Annotated in this window: 14 protein-coding genes; 8 read left to right on the top strand and 6 right to left on the bottom strand. The window is 68.6% G+C overall.

Annotated elements, in window-relative coordinates:
- Window position 1: 1 nt before the first annotated feature.
- Entirely contained in the window at window positions 2–415 is a 414-nt protein-coding gene (locus tag ABD716_RS07270; RefSeq protein WP_344775368.1) for a hypothetical protein, read from the bottom strand.
- Between ABD716_RS07270 and ABD716_RS07265 the strand changes: the two genes are divergently transcribed.
- The 6 genes from ABD716_RS07265 (at window position 321) to ABD716_RS07240 (ending at window position 7928) form a co-directional block, all read left to right on the top strand.
- A complete protein-coding gene (locus tag ABD716_RS07265; protein WP_344775318.1) occupies window positions 321–1784 on the top strand; it encodes an ABC transporter substrate-binding protein in 1464 nt (487 codons plus the stop codon). The genes ABD716_RS07270 and ABD716_RS07265 overlap by 95 nt on opposite strands.
- An 85-nt stretch (window positions 1785–1869) precedes the next feature.
- A complete protein-coding gene (locus tag ABD716_RS07260; RefSeq protein ID WP_344775316.1) occupies window positions 1870–2694 on the top strand; it encodes an ABC transporter ATP-binding protein in 825 nt (274 codons plus the stop codon).
- Window positions 2691–3503, top strand: coding sequence for an ABC transporter ATP-binding protein (locus ABD716_RS07255; RefSeq protein WP_344775314.1), 813 nt, complete (start codon window positions 2691–2693; stop codon window positions 3501–3503). The genes ABD716_RS07260 and ABD716_RS07255 overlap by 4 nt, the downstream gene beginning before the upstream one ends.
- Window positions 3500–4570 carry an ABC transporter permease gene (locus ABD716_RS07250; RefSeq protein WP_344775312.1) on the top strand — a complete coding sequence of 357 codons (1071 nt, stop codon included), beginning with the start codon at window positions 3500–3502 and terminating at the stop codon, window positions 4568–4570. The genes ABD716_RS07255 and ABD716_RS07250 overlap by 4 nt, the downstream gene beginning before the upstream one ends.
- 2 nt (window positions 4571–4572) lie before the next feature.
- A complete protein-coding gene (locus tag ABD716_RS07245; RefSeq protein ID WP_425553401.1) occupies window positions 4573–5664 on the top strand; it encodes an ABC transporter permease in 1092 nt (363 codons plus the stop codon).
- Window positions 5661–7928 (top strand): exo-beta-d-1,3/1,6-glucosidase, encoded by a 2268-nt coding sequence (locus ABD716_RS07240; protein WP_344775310.1) that lies wholly within the window; start codon window positions 5661–5663, stop codon window positions 7926–7928. Before ABD716_RS07245 ends, ABD716_RS07240 begins: the two co-directional genes overlap by 4 nt.
- 296 nt (window positions 7929–8224) lie before the next feature.
- On the opposite strand, the gene ABD716_RS07235 is transcribed toward ABD716_RS07240, so the two are convergent.
- Window positions 8225–8851, bottom strand: a complete 627-nt coding sequence (locus ABD716_RS07235; RefSeq protein ID WP_344775308.1) for a LysE family translocator — start codon at window positions 8849–8851, stop codon at window positions 8225–8227.
- 101 nt (window positions 8852–8952) lie between these two features.
- Between ABD716_RS07235 and ABD716_RS07230 the strand changes: the two genes are divergently transcribed.
- On the top strand, window positions 8953–9408 hold the full coding sequence (locus tag ABD716_RS07230) for an Lrp/AsnC family transcriptional regulator (RefSeq protein ID WP_344775306.1): 456 nt from the start codon (window positions 8953–8955) through the stop codon (window positions 9406–9408).
- 66 nt (window positions 9409–9474) lie between these two features.
- Here the strand turns inward: ABD716_RS07230 and ABD716_RS07225 are convergent, their stop codons facing one another.
- From ABD716_RS07225 to ABD716_RS07215, 3 genes are all read right to left on the bottom strand, one after another.
- Entirely contained in the window at window positions 9475–10170 is a 696-nt protein-coding gene (locus tag ABD716_RS07225; protein ID WP_344775304.1) for an MgtC/SapB family protein, read from the bottom strand.
- Between the two features lie 127 nt (window positions 10171–10297).
- On the bottom strand, window positions 10298–10624 hold the full coding sequence (locus ABD716_RS07220) for an SDR family NAD(P)-dependent oxidoreductase (protein ID WP_344775302.1): 327 nt from the start codon (window positions 10622–10624) through the stop codon (window positions 10298–10300).
- The gene (locus ABD716_RS07215) at window positions 10621–12537 is read right to left on the bottom strand and encodes a phosphoenolpyruvate carboxykinase (GTP) (protein ID WP_344775300.1); all 1917 of its coding nucleotides are present in this window, start codon (window positions 12535–12537) and stop codon (window positions 10621–10623) included. Before ABD716_RS07215 ends, ABD716_RS07220 begins: the two co-directional genes overlap by 4 nt.
- 135 nt (window positions 12538–12672) lie before the next feature.
- On the opposite strand from ABD716_RS07215, the gene ABD716_RS07210 reads away from it, so the two are divergent.
- On the top strand, window positions 12673–14121 hold the full coding sequence (locus tag ABD716_RS07210) for a helix-turn-helix domain-containing protein (protein ID WP_344775298.1): 1449 nt from the start codon (window positions 12673–12675) through the stop codon (window positions 14119–14121).
- Between the two features lie 200 nt (window positions 14122–14321).
- On the opposite strand, the gene glpX is transcribed toward ABD716_RS07210, so the two are convergent.
- Window positions 14322–15320 carry a class II fructose-bisphosphatase gene (gene glpX, locus ABD716_RS07205; protein ID WP_344775296.1) on the bottom strand — a complete coding sequence of 333 codons (999 nt, stop codon included), beginning with the start codon at window positions 15318–15320 and terminating at the stop codon, window positions 14322–14324.
- Window positions 15321–15400 lie beyond the last annotated feature (80 nt).

The following is a 15400-nucleotide window of genomic DNA, read 5'->3' as shown; positions in this document are numbered from 1 at the left end:
ATCAGCAACTTGCTTTCTGGTCAGTAAGCAAGCTATCGTCAGCCGACGTCGCCTGCGTTGCAGGCCGCGGAAACAGTGTTGTTCCCAGGGGAGAAGCAATGAGGCTTAGGAAGTACATGATCACGGCGTCCGCAATTGCGGCCCTCGGCGCGTTGGCGCTGACGGGGTGCTCAGGCAGCGGATCCAAGGCATCGGGCGGCTCGAGCGCATCGGGCGGATCACTCACCATCGCCAAGCCCGACGGCGCCGCAGTGTTGACCACGGAGATCAACAACCCGTTCATCAGCACCGGCTCCGGTGTATCGCTCGGATACGACCGGATGATCTTCGAGCCGCTCGCAATGGTGAACCCGGTGGGCAAGAACGAGACCACGCCGTGGCTGGCCTCGAAGGTGGAGTGGAACGCGGACTTCACGCAGCTCACGGTTACGCCTCGTGCCGGCGTGAAGTGGAGTGACGGGAAGCCCTTCACCGCCGACGACATCGTCTTCACCTACAACCTCATCAAGAACAATCCGGCGCTCGACCTGGGTGGACTCAAGCTTTCGGACATCACGAAGGTCGGCGGCAACGTCGTCCTCAGCTTCTCGGAGTCGAAGTTCGTCAAGCAGGGCGATGTGCTCCAGGTGGGCATCGTTCCCGAGCACCAGTGGAAGAACATCGCCGACCCGACCAAGGACGCGGTCAAGGATGCCGTCGGCACGGGCCCGTACACGATCCAGACGTTCTCGTCGCAGGGCGTCGTGCTCAAGGCGCGCACGGACTACTGGGGCGGCAAGGTTCCGGTGGCCCAGCTCAAGTACCTGGAGTACAACGACAACACGGGTCTTCTCCGAGGCCTCCAGAGCGGCGAGACCGACTGGGCCCAGATCTTCATCACCGATTACCAGAAGAACTACGTCGACAAGGACCCGAAGCACAACGTGTTCTGGGGTGCGAACATCCTGAGCCCGGACATGATCGAGGTCAACACGACCAAGGCTCCGTTCAACAACGTCGCGTTCCGCAAGGCCGTCAACATGGTCGTCGACCGCAAGGCGCACGCTGAGAAGGCCCGCAGCAACGCCGGTCCCGAGCTGAAGAGCGTGACCGGCATCCCGCAGCCGACGGGCGATCAGTACATCGCGCCCGAGTACAAGGGGCAGGACTTGAAGATCGATGTCGACGGCGCCAAGAAGGTGCTCACTGACGCCGGCTATACCTGGAAGAGCGGCGCTCTGATCGATCCCTCGGGCAAGCCGGTCTCGTTCACGCTGCAGGACCCCCAGGGGTGGAACGACTACGTCACCGGCATCCAGCTGATCGCGACGCAGATCAAGAAGACGCTGGGCGCGGACGCCAAGGTCGCCACGCCCGACGCCGACACGTGGACGACGAACGTCGCGACGGGCAACTTCGACGCCGTTCTGCACTGGACCGGCAGCGGCTCGAACCCCTGGCACATCTACGACGACGTGATGAACGGCGCCTACCTCGACCAGGCCTCCGGCGGCAAGGTGGCAGACAACTTCGGACGGTACAACAACCCCGAAGCGACCGCTCTGCTCAAGGAGTACGCGTCCGCCTCGGACGACGCAGCACGCGCCGTCGCACTCAACAAGATCCAGAAGATCTTCGTCGATGACGTCCCTGCGATCCCGATCGGCACCCACCCGCAGCTTGGCGAGTACAACACCTGGAAGTACACGGGGTGGCCGAGCGAGGACGACCAGTACGCGACGGCCGACCCGACGCAGCCTTGGGCGGTACAGGTCCTCATGAAGCTGAAGCCTGCGGGCAAGTAACCACTCCGATAAGTCCGGGGCGGAAGGCGGGAGCGATCCGACTCCGCCCCGGGCGCTTCGCGGTCAGCAGGAAAGCGACAAGCTCATGACAGACTCTCTCCTCTCTGTGCGCGACTTCTCGGTCGTGTACGACGTGGATCCGCCGGTCCGTGCGGTGAAGGACGTCACCCTCGACATCAAGCGCGGTGAGATCGTCGGTCTCGCCGGCGAAAGTGGCTGCGGCAAGACGACTCTCGCCTACGGCGTGCAGCGCCTCCTCCGGCCCCCGGCCGTCATCACCGGCGGAGACGTCGTCTTCCACGACAAGTCCGGCGATGATGTCGACATCAATTCCCTCGGCGTGGAGGAAATGCGCCGGTTCCGCTGGGACAAGGTCTCCATGGTCTTCCAGGGCGCGATGAACGCCCTCAATCCGGTGGCGACGATCGGCTCGCAGCTCGAGGACGTCTTCCTCGTGCACCGACCCGAGATGAGCCGCGTCGAGCGTCGCAATGCGGTCGTGGAGCTCCTCGAGATCGTGAAGGTCGGTGGCCAGCGACTGCGCTCATATCCGCACGAACTGTCGGGCGGCATGCGCCAGCGCGTCATGATCGCGATGGCGCTGGCGCTGCGCCCTCAGCTGATGGTCATGGACGAGCCCACGACAGCCCTCGACGTTCTCGTGCAGCGCGAGATCCTGCGGCAGATCTCCCAGCTGCGGCACGAGTTCGGCTTCTCGGTCATTTTCATCACCCACGACCTTCCTCTCCTGCTCGAGATCAGCGACCGCATTGCGATCATGCGCGAGGGCGAAATCGTCGAGTTGGCTCCCGCCGAGCGCATCTGGAACGACCCGCAGCACGAGTACACCCGAAAGCTCCTCGCCTCGTTCCCGCGGCTCACGGGCGAGAAGGGGGTGGTCGCGCGATGACGACCCTCGAGTTCAAGAACGTCACGAAGATCTACAACGTCCGCGGCGCGGGACAGCTCAAGGCCCTCGACGACGTCAGCTTCACGCTCAATTCGCATCAGACGATCGGCCTTGTCGGCCAGTCCGGAAGCGGCAAGTCGACGATCGCGAAGATCCTCACGCAGCTCGAGACGCCGACTCGCGGCGAGATCCTGCTCGACGGCGTCCCAATTCCGCGCTCAGGAAAGGGCCTGCGGCGCTACCGCCAGCAGCTGCGGATGGTGTTCCAGGACCCGTTCGCCTCTCTGAACCCCTATCACTCGATCCGCCATCACATCGAGCGCCCGCTCAGGCTGGACGACGTCGTTCCACGCAACGAGGTCGACGACGAGGTGCGGCGACTGCTGCTGCGGGTGCGCCTCGATGCCGACGCGGTGATCGACCGACGTCCTCACGAGCTGTCGGGCGGGCAGCGTCAGCGCGTCGCCATCGCCCGTGCGCTCGCATCGCGTCCCGCCATCCTCGTCGCTGACGAGCCGGTGTCGATGCTCGACGTGTCGATCCGCCTGGGTGTGCTCGGGCTTCTGGCCGACCTCCAGCGAGAGGAGGGGCTCGGCGTCCTGTACATCACGCACGACCTGGCAACCGCGCGGCACTTCAGTGACGAGATCATGGTGCTCAACCAGGGCAGGGTCGTCGAACAAGGCCCTGCCGACGACGTCATCCTGAACCCGCGCGACCCCTACACGCGCGAGTTGCGCGCCGCTTCGCCCGACCCCGAGAAGCACTTCCGGGAACTGTCGGCACGGACTTCGGGAGGTGCGCAGTGAGCGCCGATTCGCAGACAACGATCGACCCGACGCTCGTTGGGACGACTGCCACCGGCACGGATCGACAGGGCTCGCGTGTTCCCTGGCGCTTTATCGGCGGCCGCGCGGTGTTCTACCTGTTCACCCTCTGGGCAGCGATCACCATGAACTTCTTCCTGCCTCGATTGCTGAAGGGGGACGCGGTCGACTCGTTCATGGCGCGCAGTCAGGGTCAGCTGACGCCAGCCGCTGAGAAGGCGCTGCGTGCCCTCTTCGGCCTGGACAAATCGGTCCCACTCTGGGAGCAGTACCTCAACTACTGGAACATGCTCCTGCACGGCAATCTCGGGGTCTCGATCTCGACCGGGCTCGCGCCCGTGGGCGATGCGATCGCTTCTGCGCTTCCGTGGACGCTGGGACTGGTCGGCGTCGCCACGATCATCTCGTTCCTTATCGGGACGGGCCTGGGCGCCGTGATCGGGTGGAGACGCGGGAGCCGCCTCGATGCTTTCGTCCCGGTCACGACGTTCCTCGGCACCGTCCCATACTTCTGGCTCGGACTGATCTTCATCGCGATCTTCTCCACCGCGCTCGGCTGGTTCCCCGCTGGCCACGCGTACGAGATCGGTGTCGAACCCGGCTGGAACGGCGATTTCATCTCAGAGGTGGTCTCGCACGCCGCGCTGCCGGTGGCCACGATCGTGATCGTGTCCCTCGGCGGCTGGGTGCTCGGAATGCGGAACATGATGCTCACCGTGCTTGACGAGGACTACATCACGGTCGCGCAGGCCAAGGGCATGCCGAACCAGCGAGTGCTGTGGAAGTACGCCGCCCGCAACGCGGTGCTCCCGCAAATCCAGAGCTTCGCCCTTGCGATCGGCTTCATCGTCGGCGGCACGCTCGTGATGGAGATGGTCTTCTCCTACCCCGGAATCGGATTGCTGCTCCTCAACGCGACCAACGCGAAGGACTATGCGCTGATGCAAGGCATCTTCCTCGTCCTCGTTCTCGCCGTTCTGGTCGCGAACATCCTCGCGGACGTCGCGTACGCCATCCTCGATCCCCGCACCCGCCAGACGGAGGCCTGATCATGAACACGCCCGCTGAGAAGACGCCCGCCACCGTGCAACCGGTCGGCGCCGGTGCTCCCGAGACCGCGGTGATCCTCGCCACCGGTCCGGAAGGCAGCACGGAACGCGCCCCGGAGAAGACATTCTGGTCGCAGCTTAAAGCCTCGATGGCGATGTTCGGGAACGCGAAGTCCGCCACCGGTCTCATCATCTTGGGCGTTTTCGCGCTCGTCGCGATCTTCGCCCCGTGGATCGCGCCGACGGACCCCAACTCTCAGAATCTGAACGACACGCTGCAGCCCCCGTCGCTGCATCATCTCCTCGGCACGACGCACATCGGCCAGGACGTCTTCAGCCAACTCGTCTACGGAACCCGTGGCGTCCTCGTCGTCGGATTCCTCGCAACCATCATGGCCACGGTCGTAGCGATCGCCGTCGGCGTGACCGCCGGCTACTTGCGCGGCTGGCGGAGCGAATCACTGTCGGCGCTGTCGAACGTGTTCCTCGTGATTCCGGGGCTGCCGCTCATGATCATCGTCGCCTCGCAATTCCAGGACCCGCCGCTCTGGGTCGTCGCCGCCGTCCTCGGCTTCACAGGCTGGGCGTGGGGCGCGCGAGTGTTGCGCGCGCAGACGATGTCGCTGCGCAATCGCGACTTCATCCAGGCCGCCCGCGCCAACGGCGAGCCGCTGCACCGCATCATCCTGGTAGAGATGCTGCCCAACCTCATGGCCATCATTGCCTCGAGTTTCGTCGGCACCATGACGGCGGCGGTGCTCGGGCTGACGACCCTTGCCTTCATCGGTGTGATCCCAGTGTCGAATCTCAACTGGGGGACCATCCTGTTCTGGGCGCAGCAGAACAACGCGTTTCCCGACTACTGGTGGTGGTATGTGCCGGCGGGCCTATGCATCGCACTCCTCGGCGTGGCGCTGTCGCTGATCAACTTCGGCATCGACGAGTACGTCAACCCGCGCCTGCGCTCTGCCGGCGAGCGCGCTCGGTCCATGAAGCGAAGGGGCCTCAACATCAACGCCTCGGTAACCCAGGTTCGCACCGCGCAGGCGGCCGCTGCCGCCGGCGGGGCCGCGTCGGAAGGCGACGCCGTATGACGTCACTGGGGGCGCCCACGGCTCCCGTCGACCGCGAGTATCTGCCCTACCAGGACCCATCCCTGACGACCGCCGAGCGCGTCAGCGACCTGCTCGGGCGGATGAGCGTCGAAGAGAAGGTCGGGCAGATGCTGCAGCTCGACGCGCGCGACGACCTGCGCGACCACGTGCTGCGGCGCCACGTCGGATCGATCCTGCACACCTCGCCTGAGCGGATTCTCGAGGCCAATCGGCTGACTCAGGAGACCCGGCTGCGGATCCCCTTGCTCGTCGGCGAGGACTGCATCCATGGCCACTCCTTCTGGCCAGGTGCGACGATCTACCCGACGCAGCTCGGCATGGCCGCCTCCTGGGATGCCGAACTGATCGAACGAGTCGCCCGCGCCACCGCCGAAGAGGTCGCTGCGACGGGGGTGCACTGGACCTTCTCGCCGGTGCTGTGCATCGCCCGGGACCTGCGCTGGGGGCGCATAAGTGAGACGTTCGGTGAAGATCCCTTCCTTATCGGCGAGCTGGCGAGCGCCATGGTGCGGGGCTATCAGGGCACGGGGCTCGGCGACCCGACCGCGATCCTCGCGACGGCCAAGCACTTCGCCGGGTACTCGGAGACGCAGGGCGGCCGCGATGCGAGCGAGGCCGACATCTCTCGGCGCAAGCTGCGTAGCTGGTTCCTCCCACCGTTCGAGCGGGTGGCGCGGGAGGGATGCCGGACCTTCATGCTCGGCTACCAGAGCACCGACGGCGTGCCGATCACGGTGAACGACTGGCTCCTCAACGACGTGCTGCGCGGCGAGTGGGGCTACACCGGAACGCTCATCACCGACTGGGACAACGTCGGCCGCATGGTGTGGGAGCAGAAGGTGCAGCCCGACTACGCCCACGCGGCGGCCGCAGCGGTGATCGCCGGGAACGACATGGTGATGACCACGCCGCTCTTCTACGAAGGCGCGCTGGAGGCCGTCGCCCAGGGCCTCCTGTCTGAAGATGCCTTCGACGCCGCCGTGGGGCGCATCTTGGCGCTCAAGTTCGACCTTGGCCTGTTCGAGAACCCGCGCCTTCCGATCTCGGATCTGGACAGCGTGATAGGCAGCGCCTCCGGCGCCGCGCTCAATCTCGAGGTCGCGCGCCGCTCAATCGTGCTGCTCGAGAACGACGGAACCCTGCCCCTTTCTGGCTCGAATCCGCTTCGTGTCGCGGTGGTCGGCCCTCTCGCCGATGACGCACAGACTCAGCTCGGCGACTGGGCGGGAGGATCAGGGCAGGCCGGTTGGCTCGACGGCCAACCGAGGCAGATGATCACCACGGTGCTCGACGGGATCCGCGACATCGATGGCTGGTCCGTTCGGTACGCTCCCGGCGCAGGCATCCTCACCCTTGAGGACGACCCCCGGGGCGCGACGTTCCCCGACGGGCAGCCTCGACCACAGGTGGTCGTGCCCTGTCCGCCGGACCAGGGCCTGCTCGACGATGCCGCCGCCGCAGCCGACGCGTCGGACGTCATCGTGGCCGTTGTCGGCGACCGCATCGAGCTCGTGGGGGAGGGCCGCTCGACCGCGACGCTCGAGCTCATCGGGGGGCAGACCGCCCTGCTTGACGAGATGATCGCGACGGGGAAGCCCGTCATCGTCATCCTTCTCGCGTCGAAGCCCCTCGTCCTGCCGCAATCGGTCGCCCACGCGGCCGCCGTGATCTGGGCCGCGAATCCGGGCATGCAGGGCGGCCGGGCGATCGCCGAGCTCCTCGCCGGTCGCATCGAGCCATCCGGGCGCCTGCCGATCTCGTTCGCCCGGCACGTCGGTCAGCAGCCGACGTACTACAACCAGATCCGAGGGCAGCACGGCGACCGCTACGCCGACCTCACGCAGCAGCCGACTTGGGCTTTCGGCGAAGGCCTCTCGTACACCACCGTCGAGTACGCCGACCTGGCGCTCGCGCGGACCCGCCTCGGGCCGAGCGACACCATCGTGGCTGAGGTAACGGTTCGCAACACCGGCACCCGCCCGGTACGCGAAACCGTGCAGCTGTATGTGCGTGACACGATCACCAGCGTCAGTTGGGCGGATAAGGAGTTGAAGGCCTACCGTCAGGTCGATCTCGCCGCGGGCGAGTCGGCCAGAGTGCGTGTGGAGCTTCCGGTCTCCGAGTGCTCCATCGTGGACGCGGCGGGGGTTCGGCGTGTCGAGGAAGGAGATTTCGAAGTGCTCGTCGGCCCGTCCTCCCGCGAATCTGCGTTGCTCGTGGCCGGTTTCTCGCTCGTTGCGTGACGCCCGCTACGCCGGCCCGACCTCGTGCTCGGCGAGGAACGCCACGACATCGCTGATGGCGCGGTTGACGTGCGGGTGCTCGTAGACAACGTAGTGCGCCATGTCGTAGACGTGCAGCCGCTTCGGCTCGCCCGCGTCGGCAAGAGCGACTCGGTCTCCGAGAGGGGAACGGCGAGATCGTTGCTGGCCCCGAGGAAGAGTGCGTGCCGCGGCGATATGCCGGCGACGACCTGCTCAGGGGCGTACTCGAAGATGCTCTCCACCGCCTCGAGCGGGAACGTCTGCCGGATGCGCGGCTAGCGCAACGCGTGGGCGCCTTCGATGAGGATCGAGATTCCGAGCACGACCATGATGACGCCGGATGCCTTCGCGACGACCACGCTCGCCCGGGGGCGTGAACCGAGGAGGCGGCGTGCCAGGAGCGCGACGACGGTATAGACCACCGCGCAGTTCAGCAGGTGCAGACTGCCGAGAACGAGCATCTGTGCAGCGGGCGCCCACGCCGCGGTCGGCGAAGTGAACTGGGGGAGCAGCGCGAGCAGGAGCAGCAGGCCCTTCGGGTTGATGGCGCTGACGCCGGCGCCGCGCAGGAACTGGGCCATGGCGCGTCCTCGCATCGGTTGGTCGGACGCCCGGACCTCCTCGACCCGGCGCCGAAGCACAGAGACGCCGAGATAGACGAGATAGCAGGCGCCGGCGAGCGTCAGGGCGGTCAGGGCGATCGGGTAGCGGGTGACGAGAGCGCCGATGCCGAACGCGATGACGGCGATGACCAGCGCATACCCCGAGAGCATTCCGACGATCGACGGGAAGGCTGAGCGGGCGCGCAACCCCGCCGAGATGGCGTAGGCCCAATCGGCCCCCGGGGTCACGGCGAGCAGCACGGCGACCAGCCAGAACTGACCGAGCAGTGTGATGTCCACCGTCATCTCCTTTGCGTAGGGCTACGAGGCTACGCAGGAAGCGCCAGAAGGTGCTCCGTTTCTTCGACCAGTTCGGCGCAGATGGTGGAAGACTTGCGAAGATGGACGCACTAGACCGAGAGATTCTCTCTCTGCTCCAAGACGACGGGCGGATGAGCGCCACCGAGCTCGCCGGGCGCATCGGTCTCAGCTTGAGCGCGTGCCATCGGCGGCTCAAGGATCTCGAGAACTCGGGCGCCATCGAGCGATACCGGGCGATCGTCTCGCCCGAGGCTGTCGGCCTTGGCTTCGAGGCGATCGTCTTCGTCACCCTGGAGCGCACCGGAGTCGAGACGGTCGCCGACTTCGAGGCCGCTGTCACCGAGATCCCGGCGATCACCGACGCGCAGCGTCTGTTCGGCCAGCCCGACTACCTGTTCCGGGTGCTCACCGCAGATCTCGCCGCGTACCAGCAGCTGTTCGACACGCAGCTCAGCGGGCTGCCCGGCGTGCAGCGACTCACGTCGACCCTGGTGATGAAGAGGATCGGCGACGACCGAACCGTGCCGATCGCGTGATCGGTGCGCGGCGGCCGGCGCACCGCTCGCGTCGGCCGCGGGCCAGTCACACAGCCGGGGTCAGCGCTACTCGAGATCGCTCTCGCCGATCAGCTGCACGCTGCGCACCCCGTCGATGTCGGCGAGCGTGGCGACGAGCGGGTCCGGGTTCGCGGCACCGGCGAGTTCGAGCGTGAGCGCGGCGGTGCCGCCGGGCCCCGGCGCCTGCGGCTCCGCGCGCTGCACGGCCCAGCCGCTGCCGGTGATGGAGCTGAGGATGCCGCGCAGCAGCCCGCGACCGTCCTCGTAGACCACCTCGAGCTGGATCTCGGCGCTGCGGCTGCCGGGCAGCCGCATGCTCACGGCGCGCAGCCCGTAGGCGATCACGAAGTGCAAGGCGGTCACGACGAGGGCGAGCAGCCAGAGGCCGGCGCCCGCGGCCATGCCGATCGCTGCCGTCTCCCACACGGATGCCGCCGTGGTGAGTCCCCGCACGGCGCCGCGCCTCGTGAGGATGAGGCCCGCGCCGAGGAATCCGATGCCCGACACGATCTGCGCGGCGACACGCGAGGGGTCGAGGATCACGCTGCTCGAGAGCACGTCCATGAAGCCGTACTTCGACACGAGCATGAACAGCGCCGACGCCGTTCCGACGATGGACTGCGTACGCAGCCCCGCGCTGCGGCCGCGCAGCTGCCGCTCCAGCCCGATCAGCGCGCTCAGCCCGAACGCGAGCAGCAGCTCGCAGACCTGCAGCCAACCCTGCCCCTCGAACACCGTCATGACGGTGCGGTTCCCAGTTGGGGCGAGTTCGATCGCGACCGGGGGCGCTGATGCCGCGTGTCCATGCCCACGTCCACGTCCGCCGCGTCGGCCGCTCGGCGAGCGCAGAAGCAGGGCGAGCGGATGCCTACGCCGGCACCGCGTCGAGCAGGGGGCCGAGCGCCGCGCGCAGCCTCGCGCCGTGGCGCCCCTCCTCGACGACCAGCGCGTCGAGCCGCCCGAACCTGCGGCGCACCTCGGCGGCGACCTCTGCGCAGCCCGCCGCGTCGCGCAGGTCGAGGCGCATCGGGGTCGCGGAAAACCCCTCGGCCCGCAGCTCGGCGGACAGCAGCTCGGCCGCCCCGCGCTCGCTCGATCCGAGGATCACGTGGTAGCCCCGGGCGCCCAGCTCGCGCGCCTGCGCATAGGCGGGGCCGAGCCGGTGGGCGACCCCCGCGACGAGTGCGACCTTCACGGCCGGCCCCCGTCGGCTCGGGTGAGCCGTGCCCGCAGCTCGGCCAGCTCGGCGTGCAGCTCGCTCGGGACGCGTTCACCGAAGCCGGCGAAGAACTCCTCGGTCAGCTCGGCCTCGGCCAGCCAGGCCGCGGGGTCGACCGCGAAGAGCTCGGCGAGGTCGGACTCCGCCAGGTCGAGACCCGACACGTCGAGGGCGCCGGGCGCGGGCACGACTCCGAGCGGGCCGTCCGCGGCTGAGGCATCCCCCGCCCCGCGCCCCGTCTCGGCATTGCCTGCTTCGAGTCGCGCGGCGATCCACGCGAGCACCCGCACGTTGTCTCCGAAACCCGGCCACAGGTAGCGGCCGTCTGAGCCCTTGCGGAACCAGTTCACCTGGAAGATCTTGGGCGCCTGCGGGCCGAGCCGGCGCCCGACCGAGACCCAGTGTGCCCAGTAGTCGGCCATGTTGTACCCGCAGAACGGCAGCATCGCGAAGGGGTCGCGGCGCAGTTCGCCGACCGCTCCCTCGGCCGCCGCCGTCTGCTCGCTCGCGATGGTCGCGCCGAGGAACACGCCGTGGTTCCAGTCGCGCGCCTCGAGCACGAGCGGCACGTTGCTCGCGCGGCGGCCGCCGAAGATGATCGCGTCGAGGGGCACGCCGTCATGCGCCTCCCAGTCGTCGGCGATCGACGGGCACTGGGCGGCTGGCACCGTGAAGCGGGCGTTGGGGTGCGCCGCCGGGCGGCCCAGGCCCGGGGTCCAGTCGGCACCGGTCCAGTCGACGAGATGAGCGGGCGGCTGCGCGGTCATGCCCTCCCACCACACGTCGCCGTCGTCGGTGAGGGCGGCATTCGTGAAGATCGTGTTGCCCCAGATCGTCTGCATCGCGTTCGGGTTGGTGGATTCCCCGGTGCCGGGCGCCACGCCGAAGAATCCCGCCTCTGGGTTGATCGCCCACAGGCGGCCGTCTTCGCCCTGGCGCAGCCACGCGATGTCGTCGCCGAGCGTCTCGACGCTCCAGCCGGGCAGCGTCGAGCGCAGCATCGCGAGGTTCGTCTTGCCGCAGGCGCTCGGGAACGCGGCGGCCAGGTGGAAGCGGCGCCCGGCCGGGCTCGTCAGCTTGATGAGCAGCATGTGCTCGGCCAACCAGCCCTCGTCACGGGCGATCACGCTCGCGATGCGCAGCGCGAACGACTTCTTGCCGAGCAGCGCGTTCCCCCCGTAGCCCGAGCCGAACGACCAGATCTCGCGTTCGTGCGGGAAGTGCGCGATGTATTTGTCGGGGTTGCACGGCCATTCGACGTCGGGATGCCGCACGCCCGCCTCGTCCACGAGGGGGCACCCGACCGAGTGCAGCGCCTTGACCCAGGGCTCCCCGCTCTCGATGAGTGCGCGGGGCGCCGCGCCGACGCGAGTCATGATGTGCATGCTCAGCACGACGTAGGCGCTGTCGGTCAGCTGCACGCCGAGCTTCGAGAGGCGGCCGCCGACCGGCCCCATCGAGAACGGCACGACGTACAGGGTGCGGCCGCGCATCGCACCCCGGAGGCGGGCCGTCAGCTCGGTCTTCATCTCGGCCGGGTCGACCCAGTTATTAGTGGGGCCGGCGTCCTCGCGGCTGGCCGAGCAGATGAAGGTGCGGCTCTCGACCCGCGCCACGTCGTCGGGGTCGCTGCGGGCGAGGTAGCTGCCGGGCCGGTACTCGCCGTTGAGCCTGATCAGCTTGCCCTCGTCGAGCAGCACCTTCGTGAGCTCGTGGCGCTCGCGGTCGCTGCCGTCGCACCACACGACGCGGTCGGGTTCGGTGAGCGCCGCGATCTGCTCGACCCAGGCGTGCAGCCCGGGGGCGCGGTCGGGGGTGCGGTCGAACTCGTCGTCGTCGTCGGAGGCGTCGGGGGCGTGCGCGGCGGCGCGCGCTTCCAAGATCGTCATGGCGGGCTCCTTCGTTGGTGCCGTGGGTGGTCATGCGGCGAAAAGTTCGCCGTGATGACACTCTGGGCGAGGAATCCGCGCGGCTCGAGAGAAAACCGAGGCGAAGAAACCGGATTCTTGACGTAAGGTCAAGGCATGGCACAGGGCAACGCCGACCTGGTCACCGTCGGCCGTCGAATCCGTCACTTCCGCAGCGCGCGCGGCCTCACCCTCGAGCAGCTCGGGGCCGCGGTCGGTGCCGCTCCGAGCCAGCTGTCGCTCGTCGAGAACGGCCGCCGCGAGCCGAAGTTGTCGCTGCTGCGCGCGCTCGCGGCGGCGCTCGAGGTCGAGCTGTCTGAGCTGCTCGCCGACGAGGCCCCCGACCCGCGCAGCGCGCTCGAGATCGAGCTGACGCGCGCGCAGGCATCCCCCCTCTATGCATCGACGGGCCTGCCCGTGGTGCGCCCGACGCGGGGAACGCCGACCGAGGTGCTCGAGGCGCTCGTCGGCATGCATCGTGAGCTCGCGCGGCGCATGCGCGAGCAGATCGCGACGCCCGAGCAGGCCAGGCGGGCGAACACCGAGCAGCGCGAGTGGATGCGCGCGCGTGACAACTACCTGCCCGACATCGAGCAGGAGGCCGAGGAGCGGGTGCGCGCGACCGGCCACACGCAGGGCGCGCTCACGCACCGCGAGGTCGCGCTCATGGCCGAGCAGCTGGGGTTTGAGCTGCTCTACGTCGACGACCTGCCGCGCTCGACCCGGTCGATCACCGACCTCGCGAACGGGCGCATCTTCCTGCCGCCCGCCTCGATCCCCGGCGGCCACGGGCTGCGGTCGATGGCGCTGCAGGCGATCGCGCACCGCGTGCTCGGTCACGAGGCGCCGGGCGACTATGCGACGTTCCTCAAACAGCGGCTCGAGATCAACTACTTCGCCGCGGCCTGTCTGATGCCGCGCGCGGCCGCCGTCGCCTACCTGCAGGGGGCGAAGAAGCGGCGCGAGCTGGCGGTCGACGACTTCCGGGATGCCTTCGGGGTGACGCACGAGTCGGCAGCGCAGCGGCTCACCAATCTCGCGACCGCGCACCTCGACCTGAGGGTGCACTTCCTGCGCGTGGGCTACGACGGGGCGATCTACCGCGTGTACGAGAACGACGGGCTGCCGCTGCCCGCGGACGTCACGGGTGCGGTCGAGGGCCAGTTCGCCTGCCGCGAGTTCGGCGCCCGCGCGGCGCTCTCGTCGAACCAGCACACGACCGCACTCGCGCAGTACACGGACACCCCCGCCGGCACGTTCTGGTGCGAGACGCAGGTCGGCTCCGGCGACGACGGGCGCTTCTCGATCACCTTCGGAGTGCCGTTCGACAACGCGAAGTGGTTCCGCGGGCGCGAGACGACCGTGCGGCGGCAGTCGAGCTGCCCCGACCCGCGATGCTGCCAGAACCCGCCCGCATCGCTCGAGGAGCGCTGGAAGGACGCCGCGTGGCCGTCGGCGCGAGCGCACGCGCACATCCTCTCGCCGCTGCCGTCGGGGAACTTCCCGGGTGTCGACGACGCCGAGCTCTACGACTTCCTGGAACGGCACAGCGGCGCCGCCGAGTGAGCCGGTTGCGCCGAGGGGCCGCGGCCGGCCGGCCCCTTTCGCGCGGCGACAACGGATGCCGCTTCGCCGGCCGCTTTCCCGCGTCTAGTGTCGTCGCGCGGAAACCGAGGGGTGGCTTTCCGGCGTCTAGTGTCGTCGCGTGGAAACCGAGGGGTGCTTTTCCGACGTCTAGTGTCGCCGGGCGGGTGCCCGGAAGGGACTCACCACTTCTCGGGAACGTGCTCCGCCGAGATGCGGCGCACGGTTCCGCTCGCCGAGCGCAGCACGACCGACTCGGTGCGGATGACGTCGGGAGTGCGCTCGACGCCCCGCAGCAGCTCGCCGCCCGTGACGCCCGTGGCGACGAAGTAGGTGTTGTCACCGGCGACCAGGTCGTCGAGCCCGAGAATGCGGGTGAGATCGTGCCCGGCATCCCTCGCCCTCTTCGCCTCGGCCTCGTCGCGCGGCGCGAGCCGCCCCTGCAGAACGCCCCCGAGCGCCTTGATCGCGCAGGCGGTGATGATGCCCTCGGGCGTGCCGCCGATGCCCATGCACAGGTCGATCGGCGAGCCGCGTCGCGCCGCATCGATGCCGCCGCCGACGTCGCCGTCGGAGAGCAGCCGCGTGCCGGCGCCGGCGGTGCGGATCTCGTCGATGAGCCCTTCGTGCCGCGGTCGGTCGAGCACGGCGACGCGCACGTCGCTCACCGGCTTGCGCAGCGCGCGGGCGAGCTCGCGGATGTTGTCGCCGACCGACTGGCCGAGGTCGACGACGCCGCGCGCCTCGGGGCCAGCCGCGAGCTTGTCCATGTAGAAGACGGCGCTCGGGTCGTACATCGAGCCGCGGTCGCTGACGGCGATGACGCTGAGGGCACCGGGGCGACCCGTCGCGGTGAGCGAGGTGCCGTCGATCGGGTCGACGGCGATGTCGCAGGCCGGCCCGTCGCCGGTGCCGACGCCCTCGCCGTTGAACAGCATGGGCGCGTGGTCCTTCTCGCCCTCGCCGATCACGACCGTGCCGTCGAAGGCGACGGTGCCGAGGAACGCGCGCATGGCGTCGACCGCGGCGCCGTCCGCGTCCTCCTTACGGCCGCGCCCGACCCAGCTCGAGGCGCCGATGGCGGCGGCCTCGGTGGCGCGCACGAGCTCCATCGCGAGGTTGCGGTCGGGGCTGAGCAGGCGGCCGTCGCGGGTCGCGGCGAGATCGTCAAGAAGCGTCATGACCACGACGCTAGGCGGGCGATCGGATGCTTCGACCGAGATTCCCGCGACAAGAATGCGCCTTCTTAACGAGCTGTGAA

The sequence above is a fragment of the Gryllotalpicola kribbensis genome (assembly GCF_039538245.1).
Taxonomy (GTDB): Bacteria; Actinomycetota; Actinomycetes; order Actinomycetales; family Microbacteriaceae; genus Gryllotalpicola; species Gryllotalpicola kribbensis.
This window is presented reverse-complemented; position numbering and strand designations above follow the sequence as displayed.

What these genes read in the sequence shown, in the direction of transcription:
- ABD716_RS07260 (WP_344775316.1), top strand. Translation starts at nt 1,870, where the DNA reads ATGACAGACTCTCTCCTCTCTGTGCGCGACTTCTCGGTCGTGTACGAC.
- ABD716_RS07225 (WP_344775304.1), bottom strand. Translation starts at nt 10,170, where the DNA reads ATGACGGTGTTCGAGGGGCAGGGTTGGCTGCAGGTCTGCGAGCTGCTG.
- ABD716_RS07240 (WP_344775310.1), top strand. Translation starts at nt 5,661, where the DNA reads ATGACGTCACTGGGGGCGCCCACGGCTCCCGTCGACCGCGAGTATCTG.
- ABD716_RS07265 (WP_344775318.1), top strand. Translation starts at nt 321, where the DNA reads ATGATCTTCGAGCCGCTCGCAATGGTGAACCCGGTGGGCAAGAACGAG.
- glpX (WP_344775296.1), bottom strand. Translation starts at nt 15,320, where the DNA reads ATGACGCTTCTTGACGATCTCGCCGCGACCCGCGACGGCCGCCTGCTC.
- ABD716_RS07230 (WP_344775306.1), top strand. Translation starts at nt 8,953, where the DNA reads ATGGACGCACTAGACCGAGAGATTCTCTCTCTGCTCCAAGACGACGGG.
- ABD716_RS07255 (WP_344775314.1), top strand. Translation starts at nt 2,691, where the DNA reads ATGACGACCCTCGAGTTCAAGAACGTCACGAAGATCTACAACGTCCGC.
- ABD716_RS07245 (WP_425553401.1), top strand. Translation starts at nt 4,573, where the DNA reads ATGAACACGCCCGCTGAGAAGACGCCCGCCACCGTGCAACCGGTCGGC.
- ABD716_RS07215 (WP_344775300.1), bottom strand. Translation starts at nt 12,537, where the DNA reads ATGACGATCTTGGAAGCGCGCGCCGCCGCGCACGCCCCCGACGCCTCC.
- ABD716_RS07210 (WP_344775298.1), top strand. Translation starts at nt 12,673, where the DNA reads ATGGCACAGGGCAACGCCGACCTGGTCACCGTCGGCCGTCGAATCCGT.